An 18,556-nucleotide genomic window follows, 5' to 3' on the forward strand; every position below is an offset into this window, starting at 1 on the left:
AATAATTTTTTTATAATTTATTTTTTAAAAAGTTATTGTAAATGTTCCAATAGCAAATGCAATAAATGCAATTAACATTCCAATTTTCAGGTATTTTGAAACTTTATTTGCTGTTTTTGAATCCTGTTTTCTAAGTGATATGGCACCATAAAGAAATATTAACACAGCTATGCTTACAACAATCAGATAATTAATGTTAAAAATGTGATAAATGTAAAGTATAGGACATAATGCACAATCAATGATTATTAAGCTAATTGCAATAATTGCAGATATTTTTGAGCCATATACTATTGGGAATGTTTTAGCTCCTTCTAATTTATCTCCTTCTATATCTTCTATGTCTTTTGTTATTTCTCGGGCAGTAGTCATTATTAATGCAAAAAATGCAAGTAAATAAGATTCGTAAATTATTAATCCTTCATTAAAAGTGTATCCTGCAAATATAAAACATAATCCTGTCATAAATCCCACAGTTAAATTACCAATTAATGGTGTGGATTTTAATTTATATGCATATAAGTAGAGTACAATGTCTGAAAATATTACGATTCCACATGGAATCCAAGTATCAGCTAAATATGATATTATAAACCCGATAATTGCTGCAACAATAAATAAAAGGTATGCATAGTTTTTTGCATTGTTAAGTGAAATTCTTCCAGAAGGAATTGGTCTTTGAGGTTTGTTGATTAAATCTATTTTATAGTCAAAATAATCGTTAATCACATTTCCACCACTCATAGCAAAAAATACAGCTAACATAGCTAATATGATAGGAACATCAATGCTTTTTTCAAGAATAGCTACTAAAATAACTGCGATTATCGCCATTATTACATTTCCCGGACGGATTATTTCAACATAGGGGTTCATAATTTTTCCTCTTTAATAAATACTTTTATAAACTATATTAAGGTAAAATAACTATATTAATATTTATGGTTAATTAAAATAGGCCGGTGTTATTGTGAATAAAATTAAAATAGCAATTGTAGGGATGGGGAATTGTGCAAGTTCTCTTATTCAAGGAATACATTATTATGATGGAAAAAATCCTGATGAAGCAATAGGATTGATGCATTGGGATATTGGGGGATATTCACCTTCAGATATTGATGTTGTTGCAGCTTTTGATATTGATGCTAGAAAAGTAGGTAAGAGCATTGATGAAGCTATTTTTGCAAAACCAAATTGTACAACTATTTTTCAAGAAGAAATCCCAAAATATGATGTTTGTGTAAGTATGGGGCATGTTTTAGATGGTGTTGCACCACATATGTCTAATTATGAAGGGGATTACACTTTTGTTGTTAGTGATGAAGAACCAGTTGATGTTGTTGAAGTTTTAAAGAAAAGCGGTGCTGAGATTTTAGTGAATTATTTGCCTGTCGGATCTGAAAAAGCAGCTAGGTTCTATGCGCAGTGTGCTCTTGATGCAGGAATTGCTTATGTGAATTGTATGCCTGTTTTTATTGTAAGTGATGATGAATGGGATGCTAAATTCAGACAAAAAGGAATTCCTGTTGTTGGGGATGATATCAAAGCACAAATTGGAGCTACAATAACTCACAGAACATTAGCTAATTTATTTAAAGATAGGGGAGTTAAATTAGATAGAACTTATCAGATTAACACTGGTGGAAACACTGACTTTTTAAATATGCTTAACAGAGACAGATTGGATTCTAAAAAAGAATCTAAGACTGAAGCTGTTCAGGCTGTTGTAGCTGAAAGAATGGATGATAGGGATATTCATATTGGGCCTAGTGATTATGTTCCATGGCAAAATGATAATAAATTATGTTTCCTTAGAATGGAGGGCCGCACATTCGGGGATGTTCCAATGAATATTGAACTTAGGTTAAGTGTTGAAGATTCTCCGAATTCTGCAGGTTGTGTTATTGATGCCATTAGGTGTTGTAAACTTGGTTTAGAAAGAGGTATTGGTGGTCAGTTAACTTCTATTTCTTCTTATGTAATGAAACACCCTCCAGTTCAAGTTACTGATGATGAAGCTTATGAAAATGTTGAAAAATTTATTTCTGGCGATTTAGAAAGATAATTTTTCTTTTTCTTTTTTTTATTTTTAAACAAACATATTAATACTAGTTAAAATAATATATAATATTTGGTATAATTTATTCTATTTATTGATTTATAAAAAAACATTAATGAGAGGTGTTAATCTATGACTAAAGTAAGATTTACCGAAACTGCACTTCGTGATGCTCACCAATCCTTACTTGCAACTAGGATGAGAACTAGGGACATGATTCCTATTGCTGAAGAAATGGATAAAATAGGTTTTTTCTCTGTTGAAGCATGGGGTGGAGCTACTTTTGATACATGTATAAGATATTTGAATGAAGACCCATGGCAAAGGTTAAGAAGCTTAAAATCCGAATTTACCAAAACTCCAATTCAGATGTTAATTAGAGGGCAAAATTTAGTCGGATATAAACATTATCCTGATGATATTGTTACAAAATTTGTAGAAAAATCCTATGAAAATGGTGTTGACATATTTAGAGTTTTTGATGCTTTAAATGATGTTCGTAACATGAAACAAACAATTAAAGTTGCTAAAGCTCAAGGAGCTCATGTACAAGGAACTATAAGCTATACTTTAAGTCCGGTTCATTCATTAGATGATTTTGTAGATTTGGCTAAAGAACTTGAAGCTCTTGAGTGTGATTCAGTATCTATTAAAGATATGGCGGGTTTAATAACTCCTGCGGCGGCTTATGAGTTAGTAACTAAATTAAAAGAAGAAACTGATTTATTAGTAGATTTACATTGTCATTGTACTAGTGGAATGACTCAAATTAGTTATTATGCAGCTTGTCAGGCGGGTGTGGATATTTTAGACACAGCTATTTCTCCTCTTTCTGGAGGAACAAGTCCGCCTCCTACTGAAAGTATGGTTGCAGCATTACAGGGAACTCCATATGATACAGGATTGGATTTAAAATCATTAACTGCTATTAAAAAATACTTTGATCAAATTAAAGAAAAATATTTAGCTTTAATTGATCCTATTGCTGAAAGTGTTGATACTGATGTTTTAATGTATCAAATTCCCGGTGGAATGCTTTCAAACTTAATTTCACAACTTAAAGAACAAAATGCTTTAGACAGATATAATGATGTTCTTGATGAAATGCCTCGTGTAAGAAAAGATATGGGTTACCCACCTCTTGTAACTCCAACTAGTCAAATTGTAGGTATTCAGGCTGTAATGAATGTATTAGGTGGAGAAAGATACAAAACAGTTTCTAATGAAGTAAAAGAATATATGAAAGGTTTCTACGGCAAACCTCCTGCACCAGTTAATGCTAAAATAGCTAAAAAAATCATTGGTGATGAAGAAGTTATTACTTGCAGACCTGCAGATTTACTTGAAGATGAATTTGACAAATATAAAACAGAAGGGGAACAAAAAGGTTTTGTCAAATCTGATGAAGATGCACTTACTTATGCATTATATCCATCTATTGCTCCAAAATTCCTTAAAGGTGAAGCAGTTGAAGAAGAACTTCAAAGTGTAGCTCTTCCAAGTGAAAATGAAATTGGAATTCCAACTCAATATAATGTTGAAGTTGATGGGGATGTATATGAAGTTAAAATCATGCCTACTGGATTCATGGAAGTTGAAGAAACTGAAAAAGGACCGTTTACTCCTGTTGAAGGAGGATTAATTTCAAATATGCAGGGTATGATTATTAAACTTAATGTGAATGTTGGAGATAAAGTAACTAAAGGATCAACTGTAGCTGTTATTGAAGCTATGAAGATGGAAAATGATATTCAGGCTGAAGAAGAAGGAGTTGTAAAAGAAATCTTTGTAGAAGCTGGAGATGCAGTTAATTCTGGCGACATTTTAATGGTTATCGAATAAGATAACTATTTAATTTTTTTTCTTTTATTATTTCACTAAATAGGAATATTTATATACTTAATAAGAAATAATTTTATTTGGTGAGATGTGTGGATAAAAGGTTAATTGTTGGAATTGTAATAGCTATTCTGATTTTAATTGTAGTAGGATTTGCAGTTATGAATTCTAATGATGATAAAATAATAATCAATGGTAATTTTAACCTTGTTGGAGATTCTCAAATAGATTGGAATGATACAACACATGAATACAAGGTATTTCAGAATTTTGCTTCAAATGATGACAGAAGTTATGATACTTTAAAAGTTACATTAGCTTTTTATAAAGATGGCAATTTAATTGGAACTAATGATACAGTAGTAACTGGTGACAGTTTTAAAGATTTCAGTGTAAATACTACTACAAAACTTCCTCAAAAGCCAGACGGTTTCACTTTTGACATTCATACAATTTAAGGAGAAATATCAAATATATTTCTACAAAATTCTTTTCCAGTTTTTGTTTTAAAAATATTTTTATAAACTTTTTTTATAGCTTCAGTATCTGTGTTTTCTTCTTCAAAATTAACTAAAAAATCAGCTTCAATTAGTATCTGATAATCCATGCCCGTAACATTAGTATATGTATGGTGGTGCCCTATTAAAAACAATATTCTATTGACATTTTTATAGTCCAAGCTTTCTAATATTTCTCTTGCAACTGCCGGACCTTCTTTTTCCTGTAATTTTCCATTAGCTGAGTTATATTTTTCCTCACAAACTTTAATTCCAATATCATGTAAAATAGCTGCACTTTCCAAATTAAATAAATCATATTCATTAACTTTTTCTAAAATAGCTATTGTTTTGGCATAACTGTGAACTTTAAGGGCATGGCCGATTCTTTTTTTATCTCCATGATTGTATTTAATCAGTTCCTGAATTAATAAAGCTATCTTATTCATTGTATTCACTTGGATCGTTAACATTAGCTAATTTAAAAGCTCTTTTTCTTCTCATGCAACTTTCACAGACACCACAGTGTTTTTCATCTCCGCTATAGCAGGAATAACTCAGTTCCATAGGTGCGTTAATTTCATCTCCTAATTTTACAATTTCATCTTTATTCAAATCAATAGCAGGTGCTTTAATTTCAATGTTTTGAGGTGAACCTACATTTAACATATGATTAAAACTTTCTAAAAATTCTTTGGAGTTATCAGGAAATGTTGCAGCTTCCTCTTTGTCCCAGCCGACGATTATTATGTCACCACCAATACTTTCAGCATATGCTGTAGCTATTGAGGTAAATACAATATTTCTTCCAGGAACCCAAACACTATTTGCTGTGTCTTCACATTTGTCCAAATCGTCTAATTCTTCATCAGTTAAAGTTGGAATTTCATTATCGCTTGTAAGTGAGGAATTGCTTATTTTATTAAGCCATGGCAGATCAATGACTTCATGGGTAAAGCCCATTTTTTCACAAATTTCTTTTGATGCTTTTAATTCCTGTTTAAAACTTTTTTGCCCATAATTGAAAGTTATTCCATGAATTTCATAGTCTTTGGCATAGACACATGTTGCTACACAGGAGTCCAGCCCTCCGGACAAAACGGCTATTGCTTTTTTAGTCATTATAATCACTTATTATCTTTTTTACTTCTATTAATGGTATATTTGTTTTATTGGCTATTTTTAATAAATCTTCGTATTCTGGTCTGTTGGAAATAATTTCTCCGTTTACATATGCAACTTTAAAGGTTACATCAAATCTTTCTCCATTAATTTCAACAGATTTTTTAATAAATTCTCGTTTAGCTATTCCCCTATGTAAATTTGGAGCTATTCGAATACCTAATGTACCAATTTCTTTAAACATCACTTCAATTAAGTGATTTCTTTTGTTACGATTAGCTATTACTTTTAAAAGACTTCCCTGCCTATTTTTTTTCATTATAATTGGAGTAACAGACACATCAGATGCCCCTTCCTCAAGTAATTTGTCAAATAGATAACCTATTTCTTCACCAGTCAGATGATCAATATTTGTTTCAATAACATCTATCTGGTCACTTTCAGTTATTTCTTTAGTTTTAATTACTCTTAATACATTAGGAAAATCAAAATCTTTTTTTCCAGCTCCGTAAGCTACTTTTGAGGTTTTGCAGGGTGGGATAAATTTCTTAAATTCACTGCACAGCTCAGCATAAATTGCACAGCCTGTTGGTGTAGCCAGTTCACTATCTACAGGTCCTCCAATACAATTGATGTCTTTTAGAATCTCTAAAACTGCAGGTGCTGGAACAGGTAATATTCCATGCGCTGTTTTAACTCGTCCGCCACCTAAAGCTACAGGTAATCCAATCACTTCTTCTTTATCCAAATTTAAACTATAATATGCATAAACAGAACCTATAACATCAGCTACTGCATCACTGGCTCCAACTTCATGAAAATGAATTTCATCTAAGTTTTTACCATGAACTTTTGATTCTGCAATGGCTATTCTTTTAAAAATATTTTTGGAAGTTTCTTTTACTTTTTCATCTAATTCTAAACTGTCGATTTTAGCTATTAAATCCTTATAATGGACGTGTTTGTTTTCACTTAGCAATTCCACATTACAATAGGTTGAATCAATTCCGCATTTGTTTACTTTATTAAAGTTCACTTTTACTTTTCCAAATTGGGTGGTAACTGATTCCATAATTTTTTTAAGTTCTTCAGGATTAGCTCCCAGGTCAACTAAAGCACCTATAATCATATTTCCAGCTATTCCTCCAGTTTGTGGGTCGATAATAAGTGTCATAATTTTTCCTCTATAATTCTTATTTATTTTATTATTAAAAAATTTATATTAAGAATTACTATATACCATATACTACATATAAATAATAACAGGTTAAATCATGGAAAATACTAATTTGAACATTATCACTAAAGATTATGGAATATGTATTAACAATTCCGATTATTTTCTAGCATTTAGTGACTTTACTGTTAGTGATGGTATTGACATTGTTGAAAATGTCAATATTTTAAAAAGTAAAAATGATTTTGAGAAAACTGCTAAAAAAGCAGAAGCTTTCAATCACTCTGAAGGTTCATATATTGCACAGGCAGTTGATTCAATTGATTATTTTTCAAATACTTATGGGGATTTAACATTATTCACTTTTATGGCTAATGATGTGGTTATTGAAGATTTCACTGAAAATCTTAAAGTAGCTAATTCTCCTAAGGGTTTTGTTGATGCTAGAATTGATATAAATCATGTTTTATATATTGATAAAACTTTATCTCCAGGAATGTTATTAAAAATTTATAAAACTGTTGTTAAAGCTAAAGCAGAGTTTTTACGCAGTCTTTGTTTACCTAGACATATAGAAAATATTTTAAACAAAAATGATTTTTTAGCTGTACTTGCTAATGTGGCTCAAACCAGTTTAATTGATGAAGATAGTGTAGATATTGTAAATAATGATTATGAAGATGATCAGTTTGTTTTTGAAGAGCTTGCAACATCAATTGAAGAAGCAGTCATAATTAGCTGTGAAGATGCGATAGAAAAACTCGGATTGTCTTTTGGAATATTGGATTACTTTGTATCTGAAGGTATTTTATTGGGAGATTTAGTGGAAGCAGGTCTGGCACTTGTTGCAGGTGTGGAAGTTACTGAAGAAATTTCAGAAAAGCTTGAAGCACAAATCCTAAAATCCTTATGTGATATTAATGTTATTGCTTTATTGATGGCAGCTATTAGAACTGAAGATGATTTTACTGGCGGAAGAATAAGGGAAGTTGATGTAAGTGATGATCCGGCATATCTCTACACAGATGAAGTGTTGGGATTAGCTATTTCTAATCAGATTGCGGGAACTAAAGCAACATTTAACTTTAAACGCTATGATGAAGCAAAACCTGGGATTATTGGTGGTTTAGGACCTATGGTAGACGACATATTTGCAGGATTAATTGCAGGATGTATGTCAAAAATTTTTGAGGAGTAAATAAATATGGAAAATAATAATAATGAGAGATTTTCACCGATTAAATCTCTTTTAGGGCTTTTATCTTTTTCAACGATTATTCCAGTTAAGCAGTATACTTCAATAGAATACATGACAAGGCTGGTTTGGTGTTGGCCTTTTATTCATTTGATTGTTGGTATTTTAGCAGCTGTTTGCGGTATAATTTGTGCAGATGTATTGCATTTAAATCCATTTTTCACATCAGTAATTATTTATGCATTTTTAATGTTGATAACAGGATATAATCATTTAGATGGTGTAATGGACATGGCAGATGGTGTTATGGTTCAAGGTGACCCTCAAAGAAAAATAAGTGTTATGAAAGATTCATCAGTAGGTGCTGGTGGAGTTGCAACTTTATTTTTAGTAGCTGTTTTAACAATTGCGGGAATTTATAGTGTCTTGGATTATGAATGTATAGCTGGAATAATTATTTGTGAAATGGTGGCTAAATCTTCACTTTTAACAACATCATTACTTTCAACTCCTTCAAATAATGGTATTGGATGTTATTTTATTTATTCAACTAATATATTCAATTATATACTTTCTACAGTTATTGTAGCTGTTATTGCATATTTGGTTGGAGATATTATTGGAATTATAGGTTTAGTTGGAGCTGTTGTTGCAGGAGCTTTAATAGCATTTATTGCTAAACGTAATTTTATTATAGCTAATGGTGATGTTTTAGGAATGTCTAATGAAGTTGGAAGGTTAATGGCATTGTTGTTTATGTCAGTAGCTTTGTTCTTTTTATGAAGTGATATGATGAATGTAAATGTTTTAAGATTGGACCATAGAATTGGAAGGGATACACGTATAACAACTCATGTATGTTTAACTTCTAGAGCTTTTGGAGCTAGTAAAATCTATTTAAGTGGTGAAGAAGACCATAAACTTATGGAAAATGTTAGGGACACTGCTGATAGGTGGGGAGGAAATTTTGAAATTGAATATGCTAAAAACTATATGAGTGTTATTAATAAATGGAAAGACAATGGTGGAAAAGTAGTTCATTTAACCATGTACGGCTCTCAGGCTCATGAAATTGTTGGGGAAGTTCAGGAATCTGGTGCTGATATTTTAATTGTTGTTGGTGGAGCTAAAGTTCCTGGAAAAGTATATAAAAGTGCAGATTGGAATGTTTCAGTAACTACACAGCCTCACTCTGAAGTTTCTTCTCTTGCTGTTTTCCAGCATTTGCTGATGGACGGTAAGGAATTTGATTTGGAATTTGAAAATCCTGTATTTGAAGTTATTCCGACAGCACATGGTAAAAATGTCAATATTCATGATGAAAACAGATAATATTAACTAATAAAGTCATCTAATCTCTTGATGGCTTTCATTTTCTCATCTTTTTTTAATTTAGCTTGATCGATAGCATCTCTCATTGTATTTATTGAATTATCATAAACTTCTTTATCAACAGGGTATGGAAATCCGTCTTTTCCTCCATGAGTAAAGCTGTATTTTACAGGATCTTCCCAGCTTGCACTTTCTCCAAAAACCAAATCTGAAATTAAAGCTAATGCCCTTATTTTTTTAGGGCCAATTCCTTTAAGCAAAACTAATTCTTCATAGTTTTCAGGCTGAATTTCCCAGGCATTTTTAAGAACTTCAAATTCTTTATCCGAAATGTCCATATCCAGAACTGGGTGATGTGACGGCATTGTAAAATCTGTTAATAGCATCTGATTATCCTTTCGTTTAAAATAGCTACGTAAATGTTCGGGATTATCATTAATTAAATCAACACTAATCTTTTGAGCTTCTTTACTTTTTTTATCTGTCATATTTAAAGATTCAGGATTTTTAACATCACAGGAAATTGCACTGTGGGGATCTTCTAAAAAATCAATTGCAGTATCACTCATCCAATGATAACGTCGGGCATATTTGTTTTTGGTGTTTAAGCCTTGCTGAACAACAGCCCAATCTCCTTTTTCTGTAATGAAGAAATTATGTTGGTATAAGGTGTATCCGTCTTGAATACAGGAGTTATCTACTTTAGCAGATAATTTACTTCCTTTTACCATATCTTCAACAGTTTTTGTTTTTAAATTGAATATATCTCCAGCTCTTTGTATTCCTTCAGGAGTTTTACGAGATTTTGCTCCTTTACCTCCACTAAGATATAATCCATGTTCTTCGGGTTTAATAGATTGTTTCAGAGCTCCGAGAGTTGTTGTAGTTGTTCCTGAGGAGTGCCAATCAAATCCTAATACACAGGAAAATGACTGAAACCAATATGGATTGGATATTCTATTTAAAAATTCATGAGGTCCGTATTCATCAAGAATAACTTCTGTAATTGCACTGGACAGTTTAACCATTCTTGAAAACAGCCATTTTGGCGGATGGCCTCCATGAAGTGGTAAATTGACAGCTCCTTTTCTTTGCATGATTTATATTTTTAATTTTAAGTGTATTAAATAAGTTTTATAAGAGCATTTGTTAACTAATATGGATAGGTTTATGAAAACATTAATAAAGTATTATTTATAAACTTAATAGATGTTATAATGTTAACATAGTTTACATATTAAAATTTATTTAGGAGCGTTTATTATGGCTATTAATAACGGAGATTTTGTAAGATTAAATTTTACTGGAAAAATTAAAGAAAACGATGAAATATTTGATACTACTTTTGAAGATGTAGCTAAAGAAGCAGATTTATTTGATGAAAACAAAGAATACAAACCTATTCCAATTGTTGTAGGTGGAAATCATTTATTACCAGCTATTGAAGAAGCTATTGTTGGATTAGAAGAAGGAGATTCTAAAACTATTGAAATTGATAGTGAAGATGCTTTTGGACCTAGAAACAAACAATTAATCCAATTAATCCCAATGAAAGAATTCAAAAGACAAGGTATGACTCCTGTACCTGGTATGAAAATTACTTCTGAAGGAAGCACTGGTAAAATCTTAACTGTTAACGGCGGAAGAGTAAAAGTGGACTTCAACCATGAATTGGCAGGTAAAGATTTAATTTTTGATGTTGATGTTACTGAAATCATTGACAATGACGAAGACAAAATTAAAAGTATGATTGAGTTACATTATGCAGCTCCTAATATGGATATTGACAATACTGTAATTGATATTGATGGTGATGTTGTAAATATAACTTTAGATGATGTTACTAAATTTGATCAAAAATCCTATATGGATGTAACTTTCGCTAGATTCAGAATAGCTAAAGACATCTGGGAAAACATGGACTTTGAAAAAGTCAACTTTGTTGATTCCTTTGAGAAAAAACAAGAAGAAGATGAAGAAGAAGCAGAAGAATAATTCTTCTTCTAAATACTTTTTCCATGGGCAATAGCTATTATTCCGGGAATATTTTCTACTTTTAATTCATATAATGCTTCAATGCCTTCATTTTCAAAAGCAACACACTTTTTTTCTAAAACATTACTTGTAAGCAGTGCAGCTACTGGTGGAGTTATTACAAAAATAGAATTATTTTTATTTAATGCTTTTTTAGTTTCATCATTTAACATTCCTTTACCAATATGGATTTTAACACCATTTTCACTTAAAAAAGGAATTGTAGATTCTATTTCTTCTTTATTACTTGTTGTTGGAGCTATTCCTGCATCACTAACTGCAGTGTGCATTATAGCTATTCCATTTGTATCGATAGGGGACTTTTCTTTTTTTATTAGCTCTGCAAGTTGGGGCAGTGCAGCATCTCTTCCGGCATATATTACTCCAGATATTGAAATTTTATCTCCTATTTGAAGTTTATTTATTTCTTCGTCATTTGTCGGTGTTTTTATTTTTTTCATATTTCTCACAATTTTATAATTTTAAACAATTTAATAGTCTTAAATTTTGTCTTTGTTCAAAATTTACTTTAAAATTTCTTAATTAACACTTGTTTGTTTAATTATCAATTTATTTTTAGTTTCTACTTTATTTTTTATTTTCCTATAAATTATCATGATTTATAATAAACTTTTTAAATGTATTAAAACATATATAATACATAATCTATTTTAATTTATTATAATTTTTTAGGAGATTGTGAATGATTATTATTGACGAAAATTTATGCAAAGGGTGTCACCTTTGTCTATATATGTGTCCACAGAATGTTTACGCAATATCTTCTGAACCTAATAAAAAAAGCGTACAATTGCCGTATGTTAATTTTGGAGATAGGTGTGATAAATGTGGTAAATGTGAAATAGCTTGCCCTGATCAAGCTATCACAGTAAATGATTTAGAGGGTAAATAGGAGGATTTATCATGTCAGAAGAATTTTTTATTCAAGGAAATGAAGCATGTGCAAAAGGTGCATTGAAGGCAGGTTGCAGATTTTTTGCAGGTTATCCTATTACCCCATCTACTGAAGTAGCTGAAACTTTAGCTCGTGAACTTCCGAAAGTTGGGGGAGCTTTTGTTCAAATGGAAGATGAAATTGCATCAGCAGGTGCTATTATTGGAGGTTCATGGGGAGGATCCAAATCAATGACTGCTACTTCTGGACCGGGTATTTCTTTAATGCAAGAAAATATAGGTTATGCATTTATTTCAGAGACTCCGATTGTTATTGTTAATGTTCAAAGAGGTTCTCCGTCTACTGGTCAGCCAACAATGGCTGCTCAAGCAGACATGATGCAGGCCCGTTGGGGATCTCACGGTGATTATGAACCGATAGCTTTATCTCCATCAAGTGTTCAGGAATTTTTTGATTTCACTATAAAAGCTTTTAATTTAGCTGAACAGTACAGAACTCCTGTATTTGTTTTAGCTGATGAAGTTATTGGGCACATGAGGGAAAAAATTGTTGTTGAAGATGATATTGAAGTTATTTCCAGGGAAATGCCTGAAGATAAAGATGACTTTTTACCATTTGAAAATGTCGATGGTATCAATCCAATGCCTTCTTTTGGAGCAGGATTCAATATACATGTAACAGGTTTAACTCATGATGAAAGAGGTTATCCAGACACCAACTCTCCGGAAACTCATCAAACTCTTGTTAAACGTTTATGCAATAAAGTGTTAAAAAATAAAGATAAAATTTGTTCTGTTCAAAGTGAAAATTGTGAAGATGCTGATATTGTTATTGTATCTTATGGTGCTCCGGTCAGGTCTGTTATAACTGCTACTAAAGAAGCCAGAGCTAACGGCAAAAAAGTAGGTTATATTAAAATTGATACTCCATGGCCTTTCCCGGATGAACAGATAAAACAGTTAACTAAAAATGCAAGTGATGTTTTAGTTGTTGAAATGAATTTAGGTCAAATGTATTATGAAGTAGACAGAGCAGTTAATGCTACAGCTAATACTCATCTTTTAGGTGTTATTGGAGGATTATTGCCAACTCCTGAAGAAATTTTATCAAAAATTGAAGAAATCGGAGGAAACTAAATGTCAATCGAAAAAGATCCCAATGGAAACAAATTTATTCCTTATATGAGGGAAGACAGGCTTCCTCATATCTTTTGTCCAGGTTGTGGAAATGGTAGTATTATGAATGCTTTTTTCAAGGGAATGGAAGAAGCTGAAATGGATTTTGATAATATAGCTATGGTTTCAGGTATTGGATGTTCTTCAAGGATTCCAGGTTATGTTAAATGTGATTCATTGCACACAACTCATGGAAGGGCACTTAGTTTTGCAACTGGTTTAAAAGTGTCTAACTCTGATTTGGATGTTGTTGTATTTACTGGAGACGGTGATGCTGCTTCTATTGGAGGTAACCATTTAATCCATGCAGCTAGAAGAAACATTAATTTAACTGTTATCTGTATTAACAACAATATCTATGGAATGACTGGTGGTCAGATTAGCCCTACTTCTCCAAAAGGCAGTTTTGGAACAACTGCACCTTATGGAAATGGTGATTATCCGTTTAAATTAGCCGAACTTGTTGCAGCAGCTGGTGCAACTTATGTTGCAAGATGGACAACTGTTCAAGTTGATGAATTGGTAGATTCTATTAAAACAGCTTTAAAAAATCCTGGATTTTCATTTGTTGAAGTTGTTTCTCAATGTCCAACTTATTATGGTCGTAAAAACAAACTTAGAACCCCAACAGCTATGGCAGTAACTATGAAAATAAATACTTTGTCAAAAGAAGATGCTGAAGGTATGAGTGATGATGAATTAATTGGGAAAATTGTCACTGGTGAATTTGCTAACAAATCAAGACCTGAATTTTGTGAAAATATTGAAAAATTAAGCGAAGACAAATCAGGTGGCAGAACTCTTGTTGATTCTGCATATGAAACAGATTTATAAACTGGAGGATAATATGAGAAAAGAATTGAGAATAGGTGGGTTTGGAGGACAAGGAGTAATTCTTGCAGGAATTATTTTAGGAAAAGCTGCTTGTCTTTTTGATAAAAATGAAGCAGTTCAAACTCAGTCTTATGGTCCTGAAGCTCGTGGGGGAGCTTCTAAATGTGAAGTTGTTATTAGTGATAAAAAAATTGATTATCCTAAAGTTCAAAGTCCGGATATTTTAGTAGCAATGTCTCATGAAGCATTACTTAAATATATTGTTGATTTGAAGGATAATGGGGTTTTAATTGTTGATCCTGGAACAACAACTATTGAAGATGTTCAGGATTTTATTGATGAACATAATATTAAAGTTTATAATGCTCCGGCAACCAAAACAGCAATGGATGATATTGGTCTTAAAATTGTGGCCAATATTGTTATGGTTGGAGCTATTACAAAAATTACAGAAGTTATATCTAAAGATGCAGCTATCGAATCAATTAAAGCTAGTGTTCCTGCAGGAACTGAAGATAAAAACATAGCTGCTTTTGAAGCAGGATATAATTTCTAATTAGGTGTTATAATGAAATTTTTCGAATATATGGCAAAAAGAATTTTTAATGAGGAAGGAATTCCAATTTTGGAAGGACATGTTGCTAATTCTGCTGAAGAAGCAACTTCTATTGCATCAGACATGGGAGTGCCTGTTGCAATAAAATCTCAGGTATTAGTTGGTGGTAGAGGTAAAGCAGGTGGTATTAAATTTGCAGATAACCCTGGTGAAGCATATAAAGTTGCTGATTCATTGATTGGCACTACAATTAATGGCGAAAGAGTACATCAGCTTTTAATTGAGAAAAAAGCAAACATCATTAAAGAATTTTTCTTAAGCATATCCATTGACAGAGCCAATAAAAGACCGGTTATTATGGTAAGTAATGAAGGTGGGGTTGAAATTGAAAATTTAGCTAAAACAAACCCTGAAAAGATAATTAAATATCATCCAAATCCTTTAATTGAATTTTTACCATATGAAGCTCGTGAAATAGCTCGTAAAATGGGCGTTCCATCAAATTTAATATCTCAAATGGGTGATGTAATATACAAATTATATAAATTATTTGAGAAATATGATGCAGAAACCGCCGAAATCAATCCATTAGTATTGACTGATGAAGGATTAATAGCTGCTGATGCAAAATTCGTTGTGGAAAATGATTCATTGTACAGACATCCGGAATTAGTAAAACTTGCACGTTATAAGAAAAAAGCAGTCGATTTTGTTAAATTAGATGGAGATATTGCAGTTATTGGTAATGGTGCAGGTTTAACATTAACTGGTATGGACATGATTAAATTCCACGGTGGAGAGCCAGCTACTTTCTTAGATATTGGTGGGGGAGCTTCAGAAGAAAGTATTAAAAAATCCCTTAACATAGTATTAAATTATGAACCGGTTAAAGTAGTGTTTTTAAATGTTTTAGGAGGAATTACTAAAGCAGATGATGTTGCTCATGGTGTTGTTGATGCTATTAGAGAATCTAAAAGCTTAGTATCAATTGTAATTAGGTTAACAGGTACTAATGAAGAGGAAGGTCAAAGAATACTTGAAGAAGCAGGAATTCCATATGAAATTTCAATGGAAAAAGCAGCTAAAAAAGCTGTTGAGCTTTGTAATAAAATTAAGGCTGAAGAATGAAATTTTTTGCTATAAATGGTAGTCATAGAAAAGATGGAAATACTGCTCAGCTTTTAGAAAAAGCTTTAGAAGGAATACACTCAGTTTGCAGTGATGCAGAAATTGAATCAGTTAATTTATATGATATTCCTTTTAATGGTTGTAAAAGCTGTTTTGCATGTAAAAAGATTAATGGTCGTCATTATGGAAAATGTGTTTATAAAGATGACTTCAAACCGATTCTGGAAAAAATTGTTCGGGCAGATGGTGTAATACTGGGATCTCCAGTTTACTTTGGCGATGTAAGTGGAGTAATGAGGTGCTTTTTAGAGCGTTTTATCTTTCCATTCTTTGTTTATGATGAGGATATGACTAGCTTAGCTCCAAAAAAGATGGCTATTGGTTGTATTTACACTATGAATCTTGATGAGGAAACTGCAAGACAATTGGGCTACCATGATTTATTCGATAAAAATGAATTTGTTTTGGAAAAAATGTTTACAAAGCCTATTCATCTTTATTCTTACGACACCTATCAGTTTGATTATTCCAAGTATAAAATGGAACTTTTTACTGAAGATGAAAAATTAAAAACACGTAAAACACAGTTTCCAATTGATTTGGAAAATGCATTTAAATTAGGAGAAAAAATAGCTATTGGAGCAAAACAACACGACTGACTTCAGATTCGTTAACTATTTTTTTACCACAATTTTCTCCTATTTTTTGGGCAAAACTTTTAACTTCATCAAATGTTGGCATATTGTCAGGGGTTAATCTGTATCTTGATGATCCGACACACATGTAAGCTTTTATTTCTACAAAATCAGGATTTGATTTTTTAATTAATTCTCCGTATTTTTCAGGATTAATCATGTTTCTTCCTTTAACGCATGTTGTTCTTATACATGTGCGGGAGTTAAAACTAGCTAGTGTATCAAGTGATTGGTTTAAATTATCCCATCCTTCACTAATTTGAGGTTGGCAAACCTCATCATATATTTTCTTAGTAGGAGCATCTAAGGAAAGATATAGCTGGTAAGGTTCATTTTCTAAGTTTTTTAATTTATCAACACACTGGCCATTGCTGACAACGAAAGTTGTGAAATTACGGCGGTTAAATTCAGCTATTAATTCATCAATTTCGGGATATAACATTGGTTCTCCAGCTAGTGAAATAGCTGCATTTGTAGGAGTTTTGGATTCTTCTAATTTTTCTTTATTTGCTTTGTCATTTCCAAAAAAACCGCAAAGTAAATTATTCTGAGCTTTAATGGCTTCATCAATTATAGTTTTCGGATCATCGTATTCCCCTTCCCATTGGGTCTGGGTATATGATAAATCTCTCCAGCAAAACTCACATTTTTGCTGACAGTTAGGTACTGCAGGAGCCATCTGAAGACATCTGTGGCTTTCAATACCGTAAAATTTTTCTTTATAACAGACTCCTCTGTCTAAAATACTTTGTTTGGTCCAGTGGCATATTTTAGCAGCTGCATGATTGTGGCTACCAACAAATCTGTATCCGCTTGACTCTAATTTTTCTACTTGTGTTCTAGTTAATGACATAATCTTAAAAATCCTTAATGCTATGAGTTTATTTTAGAGCATTATACTAATTTAATATTATTGTTTGTTGACTAAATTTTTAATTCATGTATATCAAAAAGTAAATTGTTGAATGGTTAGGTTTTAATAATTGTTTTATTTATATTATTTATTATGAATAATAAAATTTTAGTTCTTGTTTGTGCAGTTATACTAATTTTAGCAGCTTTTGTTTCTGCTTTTGTTTTTATAAATCCGCAGGAAGAATCATCTTTAACAATTACAAGTAATGCAACTTTATATGATGGGGATAATTGTACTGTTAAGTTAACTGATGAAAATGGTCTTGGAATAGCTAATAAAACAGTTAATGTAACTTTAACTAATGAAAACGGGTCAAAATCTAATTTTGAATATATCACTGGTGGGGATGGATTAATTAGTTTTAATATAACTGGTATTGGTAATTATTCTATTGGTTGTGTTTTTGATGGGGACAGGGACTATAAAAGTACTAATGTAACTCAAAATGTAAGTGTTATTGATAATGTAGTTCAGGATGGAAATAATGGATTTAAAGATACATCTAATCAAAAATCATCTTCTTCTCAAAGTAATTATTATGAAGATGATCATTTGTCCTGTGAACAATTAAAAGCCAAATATCCTGAAATGTCTGACGGCGAATTATTTGAGAGATTCGGTGAAAGAGGGGATAATGGAATAATGTATAATGGAAAACACGTATGGGAAGATAGGGGTGATGGGAGAACATATAGCGGACATCCTATTTAGCAGTCTCAATAATTTGAGCTGCTATTCGTCATCATATTCCCAGCTGTCTGCGCACCTGTCATCGTAGTATGCGTCATCGTAATGGTAATCATCACCTACAGCATCATCATATGAATCATCGTAGTCATAAGAATAGCTGGTTGTGGTGTGATGTATCGGATTTGTGGTATGGTGGTTATTTTCTTTTTTATCTTCGCTGCTGTTTAGATAGCTGTCGCTGATGTTGGTTGTAGGTGGCAGATATTCGTAACTTGAATTTAAAGTATCCTCTTTAGTTGAGGTCTTTGATTCATAAGCTATAATGGCAAATAAGCAGATAATCATAACTAAAATTATACAAAGTTTGGATGCTTTGTTCATATATATTAAT

Annotated in this window: 22 protein-coding genes; 14 read left to right on the top strand and 8 right to left on the bottom strand. The window is 31.8% G+C overall.

Features of this window, described 5'->3' with window-relative positions; translation table 11 throughout:
• Window positions 1-24 precede the first annotated feature (24 nt).
• Entirely contained in the window at window positions 25-876 is an 852-nt protein-coding gene (locus K4897_RS06770) for a UbiA family prenyltransferase (protein ID WP_250415793.1), read from the bottom strand.
• Window positions 877-970: 94 nt separating this feature from the next.
• Between K4897_RS06770 and K4897_RS06775 the strand changes: the two genes are divergently transcribed.
• From K4897_RS06775 to K4897_RS06785, 3 genes are all read left to right on the top strand, one after another.
• Window positions 971-2,065, top strand: coding sequence for an inositol-3-phosphate synthase (locus K4897_RS06775; RefSeq protein ID WP_019264835.1), 1,095 nt, complete (start codon window positions 971-973; stop codon window positions 2,063-2,065).
• 126 nt (window positions 2,066-2,191) lie between these two features.
• On the top strand, window positions 2,192-3,901 hold the full coding sequence (gene oadA / locus K4897_RS06780) for a sodium-extruding oxaloacetate decarboxylase subunit alpha (RefSeq protein ID WP_250415795.1): 1,710 nt from the start codon (window positions 2,192-2,194) through the stop codon (window positions 3,899-3,901).
• 89 nt (window positions 3,902-3,990) lie between these two features.
• A complete protein-coding gene (locus tag K4897_RS06785) occupies window positions 3,991-4,356 on the top strand; it encodes a hypothetical protein (RefSeq protein WP_250415796.1) in 366 nt (121 codons plus the stop codon).
• Here K4897_RS06785 and K4897_RS06790 read toward each other — a convergent pair.
• From K4897_RS06790 to larC, 3 genes are read right to left on the bottom strand one after another with little or no spacing between them, the layout of a single operon-like run.
• The gene (locus tag K4897_RS06790) at window positions 4,353-4,844 is read right to left on the bottom strand and encodes an HD domain-containing protein (RefSeq protein ID WP_019266654.1); all 492 of its coding nucleotides are present in this window, start codon (window positions 4,842-4,844) and stop codon (window positions 4,353-4,355) included. The two genes, K4897_RS06785 and K4897_RS06790, sit on opposite strands and share 4 nt — an antisense overlap.
• Window positions 4,837-5,526, bottom strand: a complete 690-nt coding sequence (queC, locus tag K4897_RS06795; RefSeq protein WP_019264831.1) for a 7-cyano-7-deazaguanine synthase QueC — start codon at window positions 5,524-5,526, stop codon at window positions 4,837-4,839. Before queC ends, K4897_RS06790 begins: the two co-directional genes overlap by 8 nt.
• Window positions 5,510-6,691, bottom strand: coding sequence for a nickel pincer cofactor biosynthesis protein LarC (larC, locus tag K4897_RS06800; protein ID WP_019264830.1), 1,182 nt, complete (start codon window positions 6,689-6,691; stop codon window positions 5,510-5,512). The genes queC and larC overlap by 17 nt, the downstream gene beginning before the upstream one ends.
• A gap of 100 nt (window positions 6,692-6,791) precedes the next feature.
• On the opposite strand from larC, the gene K4897_RS06805 reads away from it, so the two are divergent.
• Genes K4897_RS06805 through K4897_RS06815 form a run of 3 tightly spaced genes read left to right on the top strand, consistent with a single transcriptional unit; the run spans window position 6,792 to window position 9,221 of the window.
• Window positions 6,792-7,892 (top strand): phosphatidylglycerophosphatase A, encoded by a 1,101-nt coding sequence (locus K4897_RS06805; RefSeq protein ID WP_019264829.1) that lies wholly within the window; start codon window positions 6,792-6,794, stop codon window positions 7,890-7,892.
• A gap of 6 nt (window positions 7,893-7,898) precedes the next feature.
• The gene (gene cobS, locus K4897_RS06810; RefSeq protein ID WP_250415798.1) at window positions 7,899-8,672 is read left to right on the top strand and encodes an adenosylcobinamide-GDP ribazoletransferase; all 774 of its coding nucleotides are present in this window, start codon (window positions 7,899-7,901) and stop codon (window positions 8,670-8,672) included.
• 6 nt (window positions 8,673-8,678) lie between these two features.
• Window positions 8,679-9,221 carry a tRNA methyltransferase gene (locus K4897_RS06815; protein ID WP_019267875.1) on the top strand — a complete coding sequence of 181 codons (543 nt, stop codon included), beginning with the start codon at window positions 8,679-8,681 and terminating at the stop codon, window positions 9,219-9,221.
• A 2-nt stretch (window positions 9,222-9,223) separates the two neighbouring features.
• On the opposite strand, the gene K4897_RS06820 is transcribed toward K4897_RS06815, so the two are convergent.
• Window positions 9,224-10,318 (bottom strand): DUF763 domain-containing protein, encoded by a 1,095-nt coding sequence (locus K4897_RS06820; protein WP_250415799.1) that lies wholly within the window; start codon window positions 10,316-10,318, stop codon window positions 9,224-9,226.
• Between the two features lie 166 nt (window positions 10,319-10,484).
• Between K4897_RS06820 and K4897_RS06825 the strand changes: the two genes are divergently transcribed.
• Window positions 10,485-11,216 carry a peptidylprolyl isomerase gene (locus K4897_RS06825; protein WP_250415801.1) on the top strand — a complete coding sequence of 244 codons (732 nt, stop codon included), beginning with the start codon at window positions 10,485-10,487 and terminating at the stop codon, window positions 11,214-11,216.
• Between the two features lie 8 nt (window positions 11,217-11,224).
• Here K4897_RS06825 and K4897_RS06830 read toward each other — a convergent pair whose 3' ends face one another.
• Complete coding sequence (locus K4897_RS06830) at window positions 11,225-11,716, bottom strand: fumarate hydratase C-terminal domain-containing protein (protein ID WP_019264824.1); 492 nt, start codon at window positions 11,714-11,716, stop codon at window positions 11,225-11,227.
• Between the two features lie 242 nt (window positions 11,717-11,958).
• Between K4897_RS06830 and K4897_RS06835 the strand changes: the two genes are divergently transcribed.
• Genes K4897_RS06835 through K4897_RS06860 form a run of 6 tightly spaced genes read left to right on the top strand, consistent with a single transcriptional unit; the run spans window position 11,959 to window position 16,523 of the window.
• Window positions 11,959-12,168: a 4Fe-4S binding protein gene (locus K4897_RS06835; protein ID WP_019264823.1), complete on the top strand. Its 210-nt coding sequence runs from the start codon at window positions 11,959-11,961 to the stop codon at window positions 12,166-12,168.
• Between the two features lie 11 nt (window positions 12,169-12,179).
• Complete coding sequence (locus tag K4897_RS06840; RefSeq protein WP_019264822.1) at window positions 12,180-13,307, top strand: 2-oxoacid:acceptor oxidoreductase subunit alpha; 1,128 nt, start codon at window positions 12,180-12,182, stop codon at window positions 13,305-13,307.
• Entirely contained in the window at window positions 13,308-14,180 is an 873-nt protein-coding gene (locus K4897_RS06845) for a 2-oxoacid:ferredoxin oxidoreductase subunit beta (protein ID WP_019264821.1), read from the top strand.
• Between the two features lie 13 nt (window positions 14,181-14,193).
• Window positions 14,194-14,736, top strand: a complete 543-nt coding sequence (locus K4897_RS06850) for a 2-oxoacid:ferredoxin oxidoreductase subunit gamma (RefSeq protein ID WP_250415803.1) — start codon at window positions 14,194-14,196, stop codon at window positions 14,734-14,736.
• A gap of 12 nt (window positions 14,737-14,748) precedes the next feature.
• The gene (gene sucC / locus K4897_RS06855; RefSeq protein WP_019266650.1) at window positions 14,749-15,864 is read left to right on the top strand and encodes an ADP-forming succinate--CoA ligase subunit beta; all 1,116 of its coding nucleotides are present in this window, start codon (window positions 14,749-14,751) and stop codon (window positions 15,862-15,864) included.
• On the top strand, window positions 15,861-16,523 hold the full coding sequence (locus K4897_RS06860; protein ID WP_250415804.1) for a flavodoxin family protein: 663 nt from the start codon (window positions 15,861-15,863) through the stop codon (window positions 16,521-16,523). The genes sucC and K4897_RS06860 overlap by 4 nt, the downstream gene beginning before the upstream one ends.
• Here K4897_RS06860 and twy1 read toward each other — a convergent pair.
• Complete coding sequence (twy1, locus tag K4897_RS06865) at window positions 16,498-17,412, bottom strand: 4-demethylwyosine synthase TYW1 (RefSeq protein WP_250415806.1); 915 nt, start codon at window positions 17,410-17,412, stop codon at window positions 16,498-16,500. The two genes, K4897_RS06860 and twy1, sit on opposite strands and share 26 nt — an antisense overlap.
• Window positions 17,413-17,565: 153 nt before the next feature.
• Here twy1 and K4897_RS06870 point away from each other — a divergent pair, with 153 nt between their 5' ends.
• Window positions 17,566-18,186 (top strand): type IV pilin N-terminal domain-containing protein, encoded by a 621-nt coding sequence (locus K4897_RS06870; RefSeq protein WP_250415808.1) that lies wholly within the window; start codon window positions 17,566-17,568, stop codon window positions 18,184-18,186.
• Window positions 18,187-18,207: 21 nt separating this feature from the next.
• Here K4897_RS06870 and K4897_RS06875 read toward each other — a convergent pair whose 3' ends face one another.
• Window positions 18,208-18,546, bottom strand: coding sequence for a hypothetical protein (locus K4897_RS06875; RefSeq protein ID WP_250415809.1), 339 nt, complete (start codon window positions 18,544-18,546; stop codon window positions 18,208-18,210).
• Window positions 18,547-18,556: the final 10 nt, after the last annotated feature.

Origin of the sequence: Methanobrevibacter sp. TLL-48-HuF1 (assembly GCF_023617305.1) — an archaeon.
GTDB classification, from domain to species: Archaea; Methanobacteriota; Methanobacteria; order Methanobacteriales; family Methanobacteriaceae; genus Methanocatella; species Methanocatella intestini.